Source organism: Zobellia sp. B3R18 (assembly GCF_018860715.1).
Taxonomy (GTDB): domain Bacteria; phylum Bacteroidota; class Bacteroidia; order Flavobacteriales; family Flavobacteriaceae; genus Zobellia; species Zobellia russellii.
This window is the reverse complement of sequence record NZ_JAHKQG010000014.1, coordinates 43,582-60,578: the sequence shown is the minus strand read 5'-3', so window position 1 is coordinate 60,578 and position 16,997 is coordinate 43,582. Positions and strand designations below refer to the sequence as shown.

At 38.6% G+C, this 16,997-nt stretch carries 14 protein-coding genes; 11 read left to right on the top strand and 3 right to left on the bottom strand.

Translation table 11 applies throughout. The features are described from left to right. Positions 1 to 850 precede the first annotated feature (850 nt). Both KO513_RS16985 and KO513_RS16980 read right to left on the bottom strand, forming a co-directional pair. Positions 851 to 1,411: a hypothetical protein gene (locus tag KO513_RS16985; RefSeq protein WP_215914454.1), complete on the bottom strand. Its 561-nt coding sequence runs from the start codon at positions 1,409 to 1,411 to the stop codon at positions 851 to 853. Between the two features lie 17 nt (positions 1,412 to 1,428). Then, positions 1,429 to 1,773, bottom strand: coding sequence for a hypothetical protein (locus tag KO513_RS16980; RefSeq protein ID WP_353889258.1), 345 nt, complete (start codon positions 1,771 to 1,773; stop codon positions 1,429 to 1,431). Positions 1,774 to 2,153: 380 nt separating this feature from the next. On the opposite strand from KO513_RS16980, the gene pxpA reads away from it, so the two are divergent. From pxpA to KO513_RS16925, 11 genes are all read left to right on the top strand, one after another. After that, positions 2,154 to 2,900, top strand: coding sequence for a 5-oxoprolinase subunit PxpA (pxpA, locus tag KO513_RS16975; protein ID WP_215914452.1), 747 nt, complete (start codon positions 2,154 to 2,156; stop codon positions 2,898 to 2,900). Then, a complete protein-coding gene (gene pxpB / locus KO513_RS16970) occupies positions 2,893 to 3,630 on the top strand; it encodes a 5-oxoprolinase subunit PxpB (RefSeq protein ID WP_215914451.1) in 738 nt (245 codons plus the stop codon). The genes pxpA and pxpB overlap by 8 nt, the downstream gene beginning before the upstream one ends. Beyond that, entirely contained in the window at positions 3,623 to 4,465 is an 843-nt protein-coding gene (locus KO513_RS16965; protein WP_215914450.1) for a biotin-dependent carboxyltransferase family protein, read from the top strand. The genes pxpB and KO513_RS16965 overlap by 8 nt, the downstream gene beginning before the upstream one ends. Positions 4,466 to 4,900: 435 nt before the next feature. Beyond that, on the top strand, positions 4,901 to 6,577 hold the full coding sequence (gene ilvD, locus KO513_RS16960; protein WP_215439383.1) for a dihydroxy-acid dehydratase: 1,677 nt from the start codon (positions 4,901 to 4,903) through the stop codon (positions 6,575 to 6,577). An 88-nt stretch (positions 6,578 to 6,665) separates the two neighbouring features. Further along, a complete protein-coding gene (ilvB, locus tag KO513_RS16955) occupies positions 6,666 to 8,399 on the top strand; it encodes a biosynthetic-type acetolactate synthase large subunit (protein ID WP_215914449.1) in 1,734 nt (577 codons plus the stop codon). 44 nt (positions 8,400 to 8,443) lie between these two features. Then, on the top strand, positions 8,444 to 9,025 hold the full coding sequence (locus tag KO513_RS16950; RefSeq protein WP_371735892.1) for an O-methyltransferase: 582 nt from the start codon (positions 8,444 to 8,446) through the stop codon (positions 9,023 to 9,025). A 129-nt stretch (positions 9,026 to 9,154) separates the two neighbouring features. Beyond that, positions 9,155 to 9,682 carry an acetolactate synthase small subunit gene (ilvN, locus tag KO513_RS16945; RefSeq protein WP_215439386.1) on the top strand — a complete coding sequence of 176 codons (528 nt, stop codon included), beginning with the start codon at positions 9,155 to 9,157 and terminating at the stop codon, positions 9,680 to 9,682. A gap of 97 nt (positions 9,683 to 9,779) precedes the next feature. Further along, positions 9,780 to 11,255 (top strand): ketol-acid reductoisomerase, encoded by a 1,476-nt coding sequence (ilvC, locus tag KO513_RS16940; RefSeq protein ID WP_215914448.1) that lies wholly within the window; start codon positions 9,780 to 9,782, stop codon positions 11,253 to 11,255. Positions 11,256 to 11,331: 76 nt separating this feature from the next. Continuing rightward, positions 11,332 to 12,582, top strand: a complete 1,251-nt coding sequence (ilvA, locus tag KO513_RS16935; RefSeq protein ID WP_215914447.1) for a threonine ammonia-lyase IlvA — start codon at positions 11,332 to 11,334, stop codon at positions 12,580 to 12,582. A 150-nt stretch (positions 12,583 to 12,732) separates the two neighbouring features. Further along, positions 12,733 to 14,313, top strand: a complete 1,581-nt coding sequence (locus KO513_RS16930; protein ID WP_215914446.1) for an NADP-dependent glyceraldehyde-3-phosphate dehydrogenase — start codon at positions 12,733 to 12,735, stop codon at positions 14,311 to 14,313. 278 nt (positions 14,314 to 14,591) lie between these two features. Continuing rightward, positions 14,592 to 15,791 carry an MFS transporter gene (locus KO513_RS16925; protein ID WP_215914445.1) on the top strand — a complete coding sequence of 400 codons (1,200 nt, stop codon included), beginning with the start codon at positions 14,592 to 14,594 and terminating at the stop codon, positions 15,789 to 15,791. Between the two features lie 108 nt (positions 15,792 to 15,899). Here the strand turns inward: KO513_RS16925 and leuB are convergent, their stop codons facing one another. Continuing rightward, positions 15,900 to 16,955 (bottom strand): 3-isopropylmalate dehydrogenase, encoded by a 1,056-nt coding sequence (gene leuB, locus KO513_RS16920; RefSeq protein WP_215914444.1) that lies wholly within the window; start codon positions 16,953 to 16,955, stop codon positions 15,900 to 15,902. Between the last annotated feature and the right edge of the window lie 42 nt (positions 16,956 to 16,997).

Sequence of the window (16,997 nt, the reverse complement as noted above, 5' to 3'; positions counted from 1 at the left end):
TCCTATCTGTAAACAGAGTAGGAGCTAGATAATCTAAGCTTGAATTTTAAGGGACTCCTAGAACGGGTGATTTTTGTATAGGAAAATCGCCATTACGATTATAAAAATTACATTGAATGCAACATAGGCGTAAGTGAGTTTGTCTCTTGTCTTCATAGAATATTTATCTGTTGTTCCTTCACAAAAATAAAAGTATACACGGATAATTAAACAAAGAAAAACCCCACAATTTTTGGGTTATTTTTTACAAATAATTGAGGTATTTGGTGATTGCGTTAAATTTAATACCTCGTAGCCTATGACTAATTCTATTGCATATAGGTTCTTACAGGTGTTTATGCAACTGTTGTGTAAAAGATGACATACAAAGACCATAAAAAACAAAAAGCGCAGAAAGCATAAACAAGGTAATCATTAAGAGTAGTTTTTTCTTTCATAAGAATTGGGTTTATATATAAAACGCTTTTATGGACTAGTGACACCTTTATCAATCGGGCAAAGGGGATTAAATTCGATTGAAAACATGAATGTCGGTAAGCGGTATTTATAGCTCCACAAACGGAATAAATGTAAAAACACCTTATCCTTTTTTTTAAGCAATACAACCTAAGGTTTGAGCTCTAATTGATAGTTTGTGTTCTTTGTTTTTTGGAAAGAATCTAGATAGAAAAGAGAAATGATATAATAAGCCGTTTGGAACAATAGATGTTTCTGTCAAGGGTCTTGTAGTTAGTTCAGATAAGTTCTTCAGACAAGCTAAGAAGAGGCTTTAAATAGGCTGGTGTTCAATTCTGAAAACGAGTAGGTAGGGAAAGAGTGGTATTGAGTAAGAAGTTGTATGTAGATGCTACTACAATTGAAGCTCTCCGTTGCCGTGACCTTCTTTTCCTTTGTTGTTGGCAAATACGTCCTTTAAAATATAAGCAATGATTATAGTAATTCCTACAGCTAGAAGCGGAATGGCATAGGATTCGTTTAACATATTCAAAAGGCTTCCGGCTATAATGGCAAGAGCTCCAACTACCATGGCTAAATTCCACAGTACACGGGCCATATTATTTTTTTGTCTGCGGTCCTCGTCCAGAAAATAGGCGGTTCCTTCCATAATAAACCAAGTGATGAAAGAGATAGCAATTAGTATTTGAAAGAGTAGGGTAAACGGTAGGTCAACTATCCGGAAAAGCCCATTAAGTGCCCAACTGGTTACCATTACCATTTTAACGATATCAATAAACAGTTTGGTTTCCTTTTTCCAAAAACGAATAGTATATAGGATAAAAATGGCTGTAAATGCTAAGAAGATAGTTTCTGACGCGTACGGCCAATGAAAAATGCGAGATAGCATGCCCAACAACAAAATTGCGATTGAAATTCTCAATGGAGTCTTTAAAATCTTTGTATTATTTGACATGGCAATAGGTTTTAAGTTTATATCGCTTTGATATGTACACGCAAGCCTTCCATTATCCCTAGAATATTTGTAACGGTTTCTTTAAGATAATATTTTATAAGTACATGGGGTATTCGTATGGTGGTAAAGCCATTTTTAAACGAATGCATGGCTTCTTCCAGGTCATTAATGGCTTGTTCATGGGTCATCATATGATATTCCGTATCTATTTCAATATTGAGTTTTACTCTAGATATGGCAATATCTATTGATTTTGAACCGTCCCACCATTCTAACATAGAAGGTACTCCGGCTTCTTTTAATCCATAGTATAGTTGTATGGCTTCACGAGGGGTATCGTTAAGTTCTACTAGTTTTATCATTCTTGGTCTATGTTCACTACACAATTCAACACCAAGAAGGTCCATTGAGTGTTTGTGATCTGTATAACCAAGTTTTCTATTACATTCTAAACAATTCATTTCAGTAGGTCAATTAGGCCCCGATTAAAATGAGGGGGAAGTTCGATTTGGGATAATAATAACCCGTAATTTTTCTGGATATTATGTAGACTCGATATACGGCACCCTAGTTTTAGATGAACTGCAATTTTTTAGATAAACGGCATTAAAAAATGTTAAAACTGTGGTGAAATGAGGGGTTGCGAAAGAAGTGTTGGTAATTGTTTTGTGCGTTAATAGAAGGTCGTTTCTGACAGGAAGTCTTAAAGTTTATCAGTATTTTCGAAATTAGAAATTCCAAAATGGCAAATACTTATATTGATTTAAATTCTGATATGGGCGAAGGTGTTGGTAATGAAAATGAGCTGTTACCTCTATTGTCTTCCTGTAATATTGCGTGTGGAGGTCACACGGGGGATAAGGAGACTATGACTCAAGTAGTACGGCTGGCTAAAGCACATAATGTGGCTATTGGGGCTCATCCCTCATATCCGGACAGGTCTAATTTTGGACGATCTTCCATGAAAATGGATGCCAAAGTACTTATAGAGAACATAAAGTTTCAGGTGCAAAGTTTGGTTGAGGTTATAAAGACGGAGGAAGCAAGACTAAGTCACATTAAGCCTCATGGAGCGCTTTATAATGACATAGCAAAAGATAGCTCCTTGGCACTTTGTTTTTTAAAATCTATTGAAAAATATAAAGATGAGGTGTCTGTTTATGCGCCATATGGTTCGGCAATCGCAAAAGAGGCTGTGGAGTTAGGTTTTAAGATAAAGTACGAAGCGTTTGCAGACCGTAACTATGAACCAGATTTAAGTTTGGTTTCCAGGCAAAAACCAAATGCGCTAATAATTGATAAAGAAAAAGTTTTAGCACATGTGGTTAAAATAGCAAAGTTTAATAGAGTGAGAACTATGGGAGAAACTGAACCATCAATTTTGGTAGATACTTTTTGTATTCACGGAGATACTCCATCGGCATTAGAAATAGTATTGTATCTTACTAAAGAATTACCCAACCATAACATTTATTTAAAAAGTGAATAAGTACTCCATTTCAATACGGCCCTTTGGTATCCATGCAATTTTGTTAGAGTGGCCTGGTAGGGTAGATGTAGCTATTCTTGAAGATATACTTCAATTTACCCAATACCTTAAAGAGTGTTGCTTAAAGGATAAAGATTGGGAAATAGTACCGGCCTATAACTCGGTAGCCCTTATCTATAGAAAAGAACCTATAAATTTTGTTGAGTTAAAAACCAAGCTGCTTAGTTGGTACAAAGAGGATATTAAAGCAGTAGCGCGCGAACAGGTTTTGTGGCGCCTTCCCGTCTGTTATGATGAAGGTTTTGGTATTGATTTAAAAGAAATTTCTCAAAAATCCGGTCTGTCCGTTACGGAAATAGTGAGCCTTCATACGACTCATGTGTATACCGTTTTCGGAATTGGTTTTCTACCTGGGTTCACCTATTTAGGAGGGCTCCCTCAGGTTTTGGAGTTTAACAGAAGGCCTCAACCACGTTCAAAGGTTATAAAGGGGTCCGTAGGTCTGGCGGGTAAACAAACAGGAATTTATCCTCAAGATTCACCGGGAGGTTGGAATATTGTGGGGAACTGCCCTGTACCTATGTTCGATCCCATGGCGGAAGAACCTTGTTTTGTAAGTGTGGGTGACCAGGTTCAATTCTATGAAATAACAAAGGCTGAATATGATTTGCATAAGATAGAAAACGAAGTAGGCATTTATAAACTTGAAAAAATTATAGTAAATGCTTAAGATTCTCAAATCAGGACTTTTTACTACGGTCCAAGATAGCGGTAGATATGGGTATTTGAACAAGGGAGTGCCCGTGGCGGGTTATATGGATGCATTTTCGGCCAGAAAGGTGAATCAGCTTTTGGATAATGAAGATGATGCTGCCGTATTGGAAATAACCATGACCGGACCTACTTTGTTGTTTGAAAAAGAAACCTATGTTAGTATGGGGGGAGCTTTGCTTTCGGCAACTCTAAATAATGAACCCGTAGGTAATTACGAGGTGTTGAAAGTGAATAAAGGAGATATTCTTTCTTACGGAAAACTCGAAAAAGGTTTTCGTAGCTACCTTGCCGTAAAAGAGGGCTTTAAAACGCCGGTGGTTTTAGGTAGCCGGTCGCTCTTTTCCTCGGTAACCCAAAAGAATCATTTTGTAGATGGGGATGAGGTGGAATATGACGCCTGTTCTCATTTTGAACCTAGGATAAGTAAGTTAAAGGTGGATTCTTTTCTAAGCGAAACGGATTTAAAGGTTACCCGAGGGCCTGAGTATGAAAGCCTTTCGGATAGACAATTGGAAATGTTGTTCGCTAAAAAGTTTAGCATATCCAACGAAAATAATAGAATGGCTTATCAGCTAGAGGAAAAAATTGAGGGCATTCAGACTTCAATGATTACATCGGCCACGCTTCCTGGTACGGTTCAGTTAACACCGTCCGGTAAACTCATATTATTAATGAAAGATGGGCAGACTACTGGGGGGTACCCTCGCGTACTGCAGCTCTTGGACAAAGCCCTGTCAATACTGGCGCAAAAAAAATATGGAGACGAAATTCAGTTTAAATTAAATTCATAAATAATCGGTGTTATTTCTGCGAATAATTTATTGTTAAACCCTATCTTTTTGATTAATATTGTTCCAATGAAAACAAACACACATACAATTGTTGTCGTAAACGTCATTCTCGTAAGGGGGTGATGCAGTTTTTCATTGTTTAGAAAGGCCTGTATCCAATTGATTCGATACAGGCCTTTTTTTGTTATTGAAGCCCTGGTATTGAGAAAACCGTTGATAAGAGACAAATTTAATGATGTATTTTGATGAATTAATGTGAATTGAATATGATAAAATATATTGGTTAAAAATCTGTTAATCAATATTTTATATATTTTTTTTAACTATTGGATTTAGATACGAAAGACACACGGCAAATACCAAAATAAAGAAAACAATACCTTTGAATGTAAAGAGTACATATTGTAAACTGAACAACCAATTATATAGCGCTTAATGGAACTGAATAAATACAGTAAAAACGTAACACAAGATTCAACACAACCAGCTGCACAAGCAATGCTTTATGCAATAGGTTTTAAAGATGAAGATTTTAGCAAACCATTAATTGGTATCGCAAGTACCGGTTACGAGGGCAACCCTTGTAATATGCACTTGAACGATTTGGCCAAGTTGGTAAAAGAGGGTGTCAATTCAAAAGAAACGGTTGGCCTTATTTTTAATACTATTGGAGTTAGTGATGGTATTTCAATGGGAACTCCGGGTATGCGTTTTTCACTTCCATCAAGAGATATCATTGCAGATTCTATGGAGACCGTTGTTCAGGGTATGTCCTATGATGGTCTTGTTACCGTAGTAGGTTGCGATAAAAACATGCCTGGTGCGTTAATGGCTATGTTGCGTTTAAATCGTCCTTCAATTTTGGTGTACGGTGGTACTATAGCATCAGGATGTCATAACAGTAAGAAATTAGATATCGTTTCCGCTTTTGAGGCATGGGGCGAGAAAGTTGCGGGTACTATGGAAGAGCCCGAATATAGAAGTATCATTAAAAAATCTATTCCGGGTGCGGGTGCCTGTGGTGGTATGTATACCGCTAATACTATGGCTTCTGCAATAGAGGCTTTGGGTATGTCCTTGCCTTACAATTCTTCAAACCCTGCAATCAGTAGTAATAAAGAAGAGGAGTGTATTGCTGCTGGTAAGCAAATGCGCATTCTTATAGAAAAGGATATTAAACCTTTGGATATCGTTACACGTAAATCCTTAGAAAATGCTATCCGTTTAGTTACTATAATGGGGGGGTCTACCAACGCTGTATTGCACTTCTTGGCAATAGCAAGAGCTGCGGATATAGATTTTACGCTTCAGGATTTCCAACATATTAGTGACACTACTCCGTTTATAGCAGATTTAAAACCAAGTGGTAAATATTTAATGGAAGATGTTCATAGGGTAGGTGGTATACCTGCTGTTTTAAAATATCTTTTGAAAAATGGATTGCTTCACGGGGACTGTATGACCGTAACCGGAAAAACTTTGGCGGAGAACCTAGAGGAAGTTCCCGATTTGGAAGAAGGGCAAGATGTAATTATGCCTTTGGATAACCCTATTAAGGCTACGGGGCATTTGCGTATGTTGTACGGAAATCTTGCTAAAAATGGTTCTGTAGCAAAAATAACTGGTAAGGAAGGTTTACTCTTTAAAGGAACGGCTAAAGTTTTTAATGGGGAATATGCGGCTAATGACGGTATTCGTACCGGTTATGTCAAAAAAGGAGATGTTGTGGTTATTCGTTATGAAGGTCCAAAGGGTGGTCCTGGTATGCCGGAAATGCTTAAGCCTACGGCTGCTATTATGGGAGCGGGTCTTGGTAAAGATGTAGCTCTTATTACAGATGGTCGTTTCTCCGGTGGTACACACGGTTTTGTGGTTGGGCATATTTCGCCTGAAGCACAAGAAGGAGGTAACATTGCCTTAATAGAAGATGGTGATATTATTACGATTGACGCGGAGACCAATTCAATTAATGTTGAGGTTTCGGATGAGGAATTGGCAAAGCGTAAAGAATCTTGGGTAGAACCTGAGTTGAAGTTTAAAAAAGGAGTATTGTATAAATATGCACGATCTGTGTCATCTGCTGCGCAAGGTTGCGTAACTGATGAGTTTTAATGAACATGAAAGGGTTTCTTGAAAATGTGATGAGAAACCAAGAGCAGAGAGGTCTCTGCAAATTAGCTATTATAAGGAATGAAGACCTATGGAAACAGTTAAAATAAAAACCGAAGTGAACCCAAAGAAAACAAAGCTTAAGATTAGTGGTGCAGAAGCCATTATACATTGTTTGTTGGCTGAAGGAGTGGATTTGCTATATGGTTATCCAGGTGGAGCCATTATGCCCGTTTATGATGAATTATACAAGTTTCAGGATAAACTTACCCATATATTAACCCGTCATGAACAAGGTGCTACGCATGCGGCACAGGGGTATGCTAGGGTTTCCGGTAGAGTGGGTGTGGCTATGGCTACGTCCGGACCTGGGGCTACAAACCTTGTTACGGGATTGGCCGATGCTCAGATAGATTCTACGCCAATGGTGTGTATTACAGGGCAGGTTACCCGTCATTTGTTGGGGTCGGATGCTTTTCAGGAAACTGATATTATCGGGATTTCTACACCGGTTACTAAATGGAATTACCAGATAACCGAAGCTTCTGAAATTCCTGAAATAATGGCTAAGGCATTTTACATTGCCAGGTCGGGTAGACCGGGTCCGGTGTTGGTTGATATTACCAAAAATGCACAGATTGATGAGTTCGAGTTCAGTTATGAAAAGTGTACTGCTGTACGTAGTTACAACCCCGAGCCTAAACCAAAAGTTGAATCTATAGAAGCTGCGGCCCAACTTATAAATAACGCTAAAAAACCGCTTATTGTTTGGGGTCAAGGTGTTATTTTGGGTAAAGCGGAAGAAGAGTTGAAAGCTTTGGTTGAAAAGTCCGGCGTGCCGGCAGCATGGACCATAATGGGGGCTTCGGCCATGGATAATGAGCACCCTCTAAATGTGGGTATGGTGGGTATGCATGGTAACTATGCACCCAATATGTTAACGAACGAATGTGATGTTCTCATTGCCATAGGTATGCGTTTTGATGATCGTGTAACTGGTAATCTGGAAACTTACGCCAAACAGGCTAAAGTAATTCACTTTGAAATTGATAAAGCTGAGATAAACAAGAACGTTCATGCAGATGTGGCGGTTTTGGGGAATTCAAAAGAGACTTTGGGTCTATTGTTGCCCTTGATCAAGGAGAACAAGCATGAAGCTTGGCGCAATGAGTTTGAGAAATTGTATAAAATTGAATTTGATCAGGTAATCAAAAACGATATTCACCCTACTAAAGAAGGGTTGACTATGGGTGAGGTTATTGAGCAAATAAATGTAGAATCTGAGCAGAAAGCTGTAATCGTAACAGATGTAGGGCAACATCAAATGATTGGTTGTCGCTATGCGAAGTTTAAACAGACTAAAAGTAACATTACTTCAGGTGGGTTAGGAACCATGGGTTTTGCCCTTCCAGCGGCAATTGGTGCCAAAATGGGAGCTATGGAGCGTGAGGTGGTCGCTATCATTGGTGATGGTGGCTATCAAATGACCATTCAGGAGCTTGGTGTAATCTTTCAGCATAACGTACCTGTAAAAATAGTGGTATTGAACAATGATCACTTGGGTATGGTACGCCAGTGGCAAGAGCTTTTCTTTGATAGGAGATATGCTTCAACTATTATGACCAATCCGGATTTTGTTAAGATTGCCGAAGGTTATAGTATAGAGGCAAAAAGAGTAAGCACCCGAGAGGAACTTACAACTGCCGTTAAGGAGATGATTGCCTCTAAAGGACCATATTTCTTAGAAGTAAAAGTAGAGAAAGAAGACAATGTATTCCCTATGATTCCTTCTGGGGCATCAGTTTCTGAGGTTCGTTTAAAATAACAGATTTAAGATAGGCGAACACGAAACATTTATAAGCTAAAGAAGTGATAGATTCCAACATACAGGATAAACCTGCAATCCATCAGAAAATCGAACAAAAGTCGGAAGAAATTGGTTTTACCATGCCTTCGGATGTGTACATAGGTACATTGTTAAAAACGCTGGTATCCTCTAAGCGAAAAGGAAGCTTTTTGGAATTGGGTACGGGAATAGGGTTGAGTCTATCTTGGATGGTAGATGGTATGGATGCTGAGTCTAAATTAATTTCGGTAGATAATGACCCAAAGTTGATCTCTATTGTCAAAGACTATTTTGAGTCTGATAAAAGAGTTCAATTGTGTTGTGAAGACGGTTCGGAATGGATAAAAAACTATACGGGTGAAAAATTCGATTTAGTTTTTGCCGATGCGTGGCCGGGAAAATACAGCGAAATTGATGAAGTTTTAGATTTGGTAAAAGTGGGTGGTTTTTATGTGATTGATGATATGACCGCTCAACCCAATTGGCCGGAAGGGCATGAGGATAATGTGGCGCGTTTATTGGCTTATTTGGAAAATAGAAAAGACTTTACACTTACCAAATTAAACTGGTCTACAGGGTTGGTTCTTGCGGTAAGAACCAGTTAGTAAAAGTGTTTGTGAGTGAAAATAATGGGTTGTTCTAAAAGAAAATCCGCTCTCAAGTGCAGTTGAGAGGTTAAAAAAATACAATGTTAGTTATCGGCTGCGCTCGATAAAACCCTATTAAATTGAACAATGGAAAAACAATGGTTTACCATATCGGTATATTCGGAAAACAATGTGGGTTTACTGAATAGAATTTCTGGTATATTCTTAAAGAGACACATTAATATAGAGAGCTTAAATGTTTCAAAATCAGAAATAGAAGGTGTTTCTAAGTTTACGATAGTTGTGCATACTACCGAGAAGTGGACGCGTAACATCGTAGGGCAAATAGAGAAACAGATAGAGGTAATAAAAGCCTTTTATCATACAGATGAGGAAACCATTTATCAAGAATCGGTTCTATTCAAGATTGCTTCTAATCTACTTTTTGATGAAAGACAGATTCAGAATATTATAAAAGATAACAATTCGCAGATCGTTACGGTTGCCAGAGACTTTTTTGTAATTGCAAAATCGGGCAGGAGAAACGAAATCAATGAAATGTACGATCAACTGAAGCCCTTTGGTATTATGCAGTTTGTACGTTCTGGGCGTATTTCGGTTTCTAAAGAAGAAATGCAGATTACCGCTTTGCTAAAAGAATTTTATCAAGACTAATAACTAAATAAAAATCAATAATTAATTTAATAAAGGATTCGGGTCAAAAGCTATACTGGTATAACTTTGGACGGAATTTGAAAAACACGATTGAAAAATGGCAAATTACTTTAATACATTATCATTAAGAGATCAACTGACGCAATTGGGCAAGTGTAGGTTCATGGATGCTTCAGAATTCGCAGATGGTGTATCAGCTTTAAAAGGAAAAAAAATAGTTATTGTTGGTTGTGGAGCCCAAGGTTTGAACCAAGGTCTAAATATGCGCGATTCAGGTTTGGATATCGCTTATGCCTTGCGTGATGCTGCAATTAAAGAAAAAAGACAATCCTTTTTAAACGCTAGCGAAAACGGATTTACCGTTGGTACTTACCAAGAATTGATTCCTAGTGCCGATGTGGTTATCAACCTAACTCCGGACAAGCAGCATACTGCTGTGGTTGGTGCAGTAATGCCATTAATGAAAAAGGGAGCTACGTTATCCTATTCTCACGGTTTTAACATTGTTGAAGAAGGTACTCAGGTTCGTGAAGATCTTACTGTAATAATGGTAGCGCCAAAGAGTCCAGGTTCTGAGGTACGTGAAGAATATAAAAGAGGTTTTGGCGTACCTACTTTAATTGCCGTTCATCCAGAGAATGACCCAGAAGGTAAAGGTTTGGAGCAAGCTAAAGCATATGCCGCAGGTACAGGTGGACATAGAGCTGGTGTTCTTGAGTCTTCTTTTGTAGCGGAAGTAAAGTCGGATTTAATGGGTGAGCAAACTATCCTTTGTGGATTGTTGCAAACAGGAAGTATCCTTTGTTTCGATAAAATGATCGAGAAAGGTATAGATGCCGGTTACGCTTCTAAATTGATTCAATACGGATGGGAAACCATTACCGAAGGAATGAAATACGGGGGTATTACCAACATGATGGACCGTTTGTCCAATCCTGCAAAAATTAAGGCTTTTGAACTTTCGGAAGAATTAAAAGATATCATGCGTCCACTTTTCCAAAAACATATGGACGATATTATGACCGGTCATTTCTCTAAAACCATGATGGAAGACTGGGCCAATGACGATAAAAACTTATTGACTTGGCGTGCTGCAACGGGTGAAACCGCTTTTGAAAAAACTCCGGCAGGTGATGATAACATCTCTGAACAAGAGTTTTATGATAACGGTGTGTTAATGATAGCTATGGTTAGAGCTGGCGTTGAGTTGGCTTTTGAAAGTATGACGGAATCTGGAATCATTGGTGAGTCTGCTTATTATGAGTCATTGCATGAAACTCCGTTGATTGCCAATACAATCGCAAGAAAGAAATTGTTTGAAATGAACCGAGTGATTTCAGATACAGCTGAGTACGGTTGTTATTTGTTCGATCATGCGTGTAAACCATTATTGACCGATTTCATGAAGAAAATAGATACGGACGTAATTGGTAAGGCGTATGCCGGTGACAAAGGTAACGGTGTAGATAACGCAAAATTAATTACGGTTAACAAGATACTTCGTGAGCACCCAGTAGAAATCGTAGGAGCAAGACTTCGTGCCTCTATGACGGCTATGAAGCCTATTGTATAATTAATAGAACAACCCTGTCCGGTTATTTTATCTTCCTTATTATGGGGAATTAAAATTCTAGACAGGGTTTTTTAATATGACCTATTTTCCAAATATATCTGATGTAAGAAGGGCAGCAGAAACTATTGCCCAAGTGGCCACGGTTACGCCTTTAATGTCCAGCATACGTCTATCCAAAATGTATGATGCCAATGTTCTACTGAAAAGAGAAGATTTGCACAGGGTACGTTCGTATAAAATTCGTGGAGCGTTCAATAAGATAAGTTCGCTTTCGGAAAAGGAAAGACAAAACGGAATTGTTTGTGCCAGTGCTGGAAACCATGCGCAGGGAGTAGCTTTTGCATGCAATCACTTAAAGATTCAGGGTACGGTATATATGCCTTCCGTAACTCCTAAGCAGAAGATTGAACAAACCAAAATGTTTGGTGGTGAGTGGGTAACGGTTGTTTTGGAAGGAGATACTTTTGATGATTCTTCCAAGAGCGCTAAAACGTTCTGCGAAAACAATTCAAAAACGTTCATTCATCCTTTCGATGACCCTAAGGTAATAGAGGGGCAAGGTACTGTGGGTTTGGAATTATTGGAACAATCCAAAGAGTCGATAGACTATATTTTTGCTGCAATAGGTGGTGGTGGACTGGCCTCAGGATTGATAGGTGTTTTTAAAGAACTATCTCCCAATACCAAAATTATAGGGGTAGAACCGGAAGGGGCGCCCTCTATGAAAACTTCCATAGAAAACAATAAGAACACAGAGCTTTCTAAAATTGACAAGTTTATTGATGGTGCTGCAGTGCAGAAAGTGGGCAATCTTACTTTTGAAATCTGTAAGAACGGACTCCATGAAATGGTTACCGTTGCAGAAGGTAAAGTATGCCAAACCATTCTGGACCTTTACAATAGGGATGCTATTGTGGTTGAGCCTGCAGGAGCTTTGACCATTGCTGCCTTAGATGGTTTTGCTGAAGAAATAAAAGGGAAAAATGTAGTTTGTATTCTTAGTGGAAGCAACAATGATATCACCAGAACTGCAGAAATCAAAGAGCGTGCACTACTTTATGGTCAGCTTAAGCATTATTTTATAGTTAGGTTTCCGCAAAGACCAGGTGCTTTAAAAGAATTTGTGGCCGAGATTTTAGGTCCTGACGATGATATTACCCACTTTGAATACTCTAAAAAATCCAGTAGAGAAAATGCCCCGGCTATTGTAGGTATTGAATTGAAAAGTCCGGAAGACTTAAAACCATTGGTGCAGCGTATGAAAGCCAATAATTTTTATGGCGATTATCTAAATGATAAACCAGACCTTTTTCAATATTTGGTCTAGGGTTTCACAATTTGCGACTCTTTTATGAAAATCTGAAAAGCTAGGCTTATTTAAAATTTTCATAACCTTATCTAATTTGTTAATTATGTATTTTCGTTATAACTACTTTCTTAGAGGTAGTTTACATGACTATAATAAACCATTCCTAAAATGAAAGCAATACCCGAAGAATACCAAATAGACAATACAATAGACCAAAGAAAGTATTTGGTAAATGGCGAACTAAAAACGTGGTCCGGTAATACTACCGAAGTATACTCAACTATATCGTCTACAGAAGAATACAAGCCTACATTATTGGGTACTATTCCAGATATGGGGGAACCGGAAGCAATCGAGGCTTTGGACGGGGCCATGAAAGCTTTTAGTAGAGGACAAGGAGTATGGCCAACTATGCATGTAAAGGACCGTATTGAGTGCATGGAAAATTTCGTGCGCCAAATGAAGACTAAGAGGGAAATCATTGTAAAACTTCTGATGTGGGAAATTGGGAAATCTTTACCTGATAGTCAAAAAGAGTTTGATCGTACCGTAGACTATATAAACGATACAATAGAAGAATACAAACAGTTAGACCGTAACTCCGCTAAGTTTCAAAAGCAAGATGGAGTTTATGCTCATATAAAGAGAGGTCCGTTGGGTGTAGTATTGTGTTTAGGACCTTACAACTATCCTTTAAACGAAACCTTTGCCTTACTTATTCCCGCTATAATCATGGGGAATACCACTATTTTTAAACCTGCAAAACATGGGGTCTTGTTGATTACTCCATTGTTGGAAGCTTTTCAATCTTCCTTTCCAAAAGGGGTGGTGAATATTATTTTTGGTAGAGGTAGGGCAGTGGCGGCACCTATCATGAAAACGGGAAAAGTAGATGTCCTTGCGCTCATAGGGAATAGTAAATCTGCCAATGCATTACAGGAACAACATCCTAAGAGTAACAGACTTCGATTGGTTTTAGGGTTAGAGGCTAAGAATCCGGCAATTATTCTGCCCGATGCCGATTTAGATTTAACTATTGATGAATGTATTGCAGGTACCTTATCCTTTAATGGGCAGCGTTGTACGGCACTTAAAGTAATTTATGTACACGAAGATATAAGGGAGGAGTTTTTAAAACGTTATGCCAAACGGGTAGATGTTTTAAAATTTGGAAATCCATGGGACAATGGGGTGAAGCTGACCCCTTTGCCAGAGCCTGGAAAACCGGATTATATTCAAGAGTTGATAGACGACGCTGTTACCAAAGGAGCAAAAATAAAGAACAAAAAAGGAGGCCAGCGGTTTGATAATTATATATGGCCAGCAGTTTTATACCCAGTTACAAAAGATATGAGGGTGTATCAAGAAGAGCAGTTTGGTCCTATTGTACCCGTACTTTCCTTCTCGGATATTGAAGAACCGTTAAACGATATGGCCGAAAGCAACTACGGCCAACAAGTGAGTTTGTTCGGGAAAGATGTATACGCGCTTTCGCCACTCATAGATACCCTGGTAAACTTGGTATGTCGTGTAAATTTGAATAGTTCTTGCCAGCGTGGGCCGGATATGTATCCGTTTACCGGAAGAAAAGACTCAGCTCAAGCTACTTTGAGCGTTCATGATGCTTTGCGTTCATTTTCAATTAGAACGTTTGTGGCCTTCAAGGATAATGACCTAAACAATGAGACTATTCAGCAGTTATTGGAAGCAAAACTATCCAACTTTGTTAGTACGGATTATATATTGTAATCTATCCCTTTAAACTACAAAAGCACAAAGGTTTCAATCGTAGCTTTGTATATCTTTCAAGGTTTCCCCTGAAACGCTAACATAGGTTTGAAGTATAAAATTTTACCCCTATTTACAGGGGTATTCTTTTTTTATGGGTAATTATGAACATAAATCTGATAATCGCGCATATTTTTAATTGATTTTCTCGCCATAACTTTGCTTAAAATTTTTATTAATTTTTAATGTAAGCTCCAAATCTTACAAAACAATTATGTCTAACTAAAAAGATGTGTGCTATGAAATCAAACACAGCAAACAGAAAAGCGCTAATAGCCCTAGCGATTGGTGGCTTTGGTATTGGATTAACGGAATTTGTTATCATGGGAATTCTTCCTGATGTAGCTAAAGGTTTAGGTATTACCATTCCTCAAGCTGGTCATTCTATTGCGGCTTATGCACTAGGAGTAGTAGTTGGAGCTCCGTTATTAACCAAAATAGGAGCCAAGTTAAATTCACGAACGGTTTTATTATTATTAATGGGGTGGTTCACCTTATTTAATACACTATCCGGTTTTTCGGATAGTTATATCACATTATTGATTACTCGATTCTTGTCGGGATTACCGCACGGAGCCTTTTTTGGAATAGGTGCTGTAGTTGCCGGTAAGTTGGTTAAGGCAGGAAAATCAGCTCAAGCAATTGCCGTAATGTTCTCCGGGTTAACAATTGCCAACGTTATTGGTGTACCAACGGGAACGTATATAGGACATCACTATGATTGGAGTTTGTCTTTCTTTATGGCTGGAATCGTTGGGTTTATGGCAATTTTAAGTGTGCTTTTTTGGATGCCAAAAATAACGCCAGACCTTCCTAAGGAACGATCTAACGAGAACAAGGGGTTAAAAAATGGTGAATTATGGGCACTTATTGCTTTGACAACGATTGGGACCGGCGGATTTTTTGCTTGGTATAGCTATATAGCTCCATTAGTGACCGATATTGCCGGAATGGGAGAACATATGGTTAGTTATGCTATGATTTTAGCCGGTCTTGGTATGGTAGTCGGTAATTTCTTGGGGGCAAAAATGGCGGAGTGGTTCGCACCGTTAAAGGCAGTAGCTATAAGTTTAAGTATTATGGTTATTTTATTGTTGATAAACGCGGTAGTTGCATCAAGCCCGCAGTTATTATTGATTATGACCTTTTTAATGGGATTGGCTTCTTTTACGGTTTCAACACCCATACAGATGGCAATTATCAATACATCAAAAGGAAATGAAATGTTGGGTTCTTCAATGAATCAAAGCGCTTTTAATATGGGAAATGCCTCGGGTGCTTACTTGGCCGGTTTGCCAATAGCCTATGGTTTTGGAGTAGTATATTCTGGAATTGTAGGAGCAGTCCTTGCCGGAATTGGCGTGGTTATGGCTGTTTCAATTTTGGTGTATAGAAGGCAAAAAGCAAATAAATATAGAAAATTGGCTTATAATAGTTAGGCGAAGTGTATTGTGTAGTTTAAAATATAAATTACATTATTGATGATAATAAAAAACCTCCCAAGTTAATCTTGGGAGGTTTTTAGTATTATTTTGATTATAATCTACTTAAACGTTCTTTGCCAACCAATCACCAACTTCACTTGTTTTGTACGATTTGGCGTCTTCGGAAAGATCTTCCGTTACGATGCCTTCGGCTAAAGATTTGTTCACTACACGACGGATATCCTCGGCTTCTTCCTGTAGACCGAAATCTTCAAATAGCATAGCTGCTGAAAGTACGGTAGCCAATGGGTTGGCGATATCCTTTCCTGCTGCTTGTGGGTAAGAACCGTGGATTGGCTCGTACAATTTTGTTTTTTCACCTACGGAAGCAGAAGGCATTAATCCCATAGAACCTGAAATTACAGAAGCTTCATCCGTTAGGATATCTCCAAATAGGTTTTCAGTGATGATTACATCGTATCCTTTTGGCCATTGTACCAAACGCATTGCAACGGCATCAACAAATTCATAAGAAACTTCAACCTCAGGATAATCTTTTTCCATGGCCTGTACTGTTTCTCTCCATAAACGTGAAGATTCCAAAACGTTGGCTTTATCAACACAACAAAGACGTTTAGAACGATTCATGGCCATTTCAAAACCTTTTTTTGCCAAACGCTGAATTTCGGCACGAGTATATGTCATGGTGTCAAAAGCTGTATTCCCATCATCTTTTCTTCCGCGCTCCCCAAAATATACACCACCTGTTAACTCACGAAGAATTATCAAATCGGTACCTTCTATACGTTCGCGTTTTAAAGGCGACTTATCAATTAAAGAAGGGAATGTAAAAGTGGGACGTACATTGGCAAAAAGACCCAGTTTTTGTCTCATTTTCAATAGACCTTGCTCAGGACGCACCTTAGCGGAAGGGTCATTATCAAATCTCGGGTGACCTATGGCTCCAAAAAGAACGGCATCTGCACTGGCACAAACTTCGTGGGTTTCATCTGGATAAGGCTCTCCAACAGCATCAATAGCTGCAGCGCCTGTCAACGCAGGTTTCCAGCTTATTTCGTGCTTATATTTTGTTGCGATAGCATCGCAAACTTTTACGGCTTGGTCAATAACTTCGGGGCCGATACCATCTCCGGCCAATAGTGCAATGTTTAATTTCATTCTTTTTTAGCTTTACGCTACACGCCAATAGCTTTATTTAAT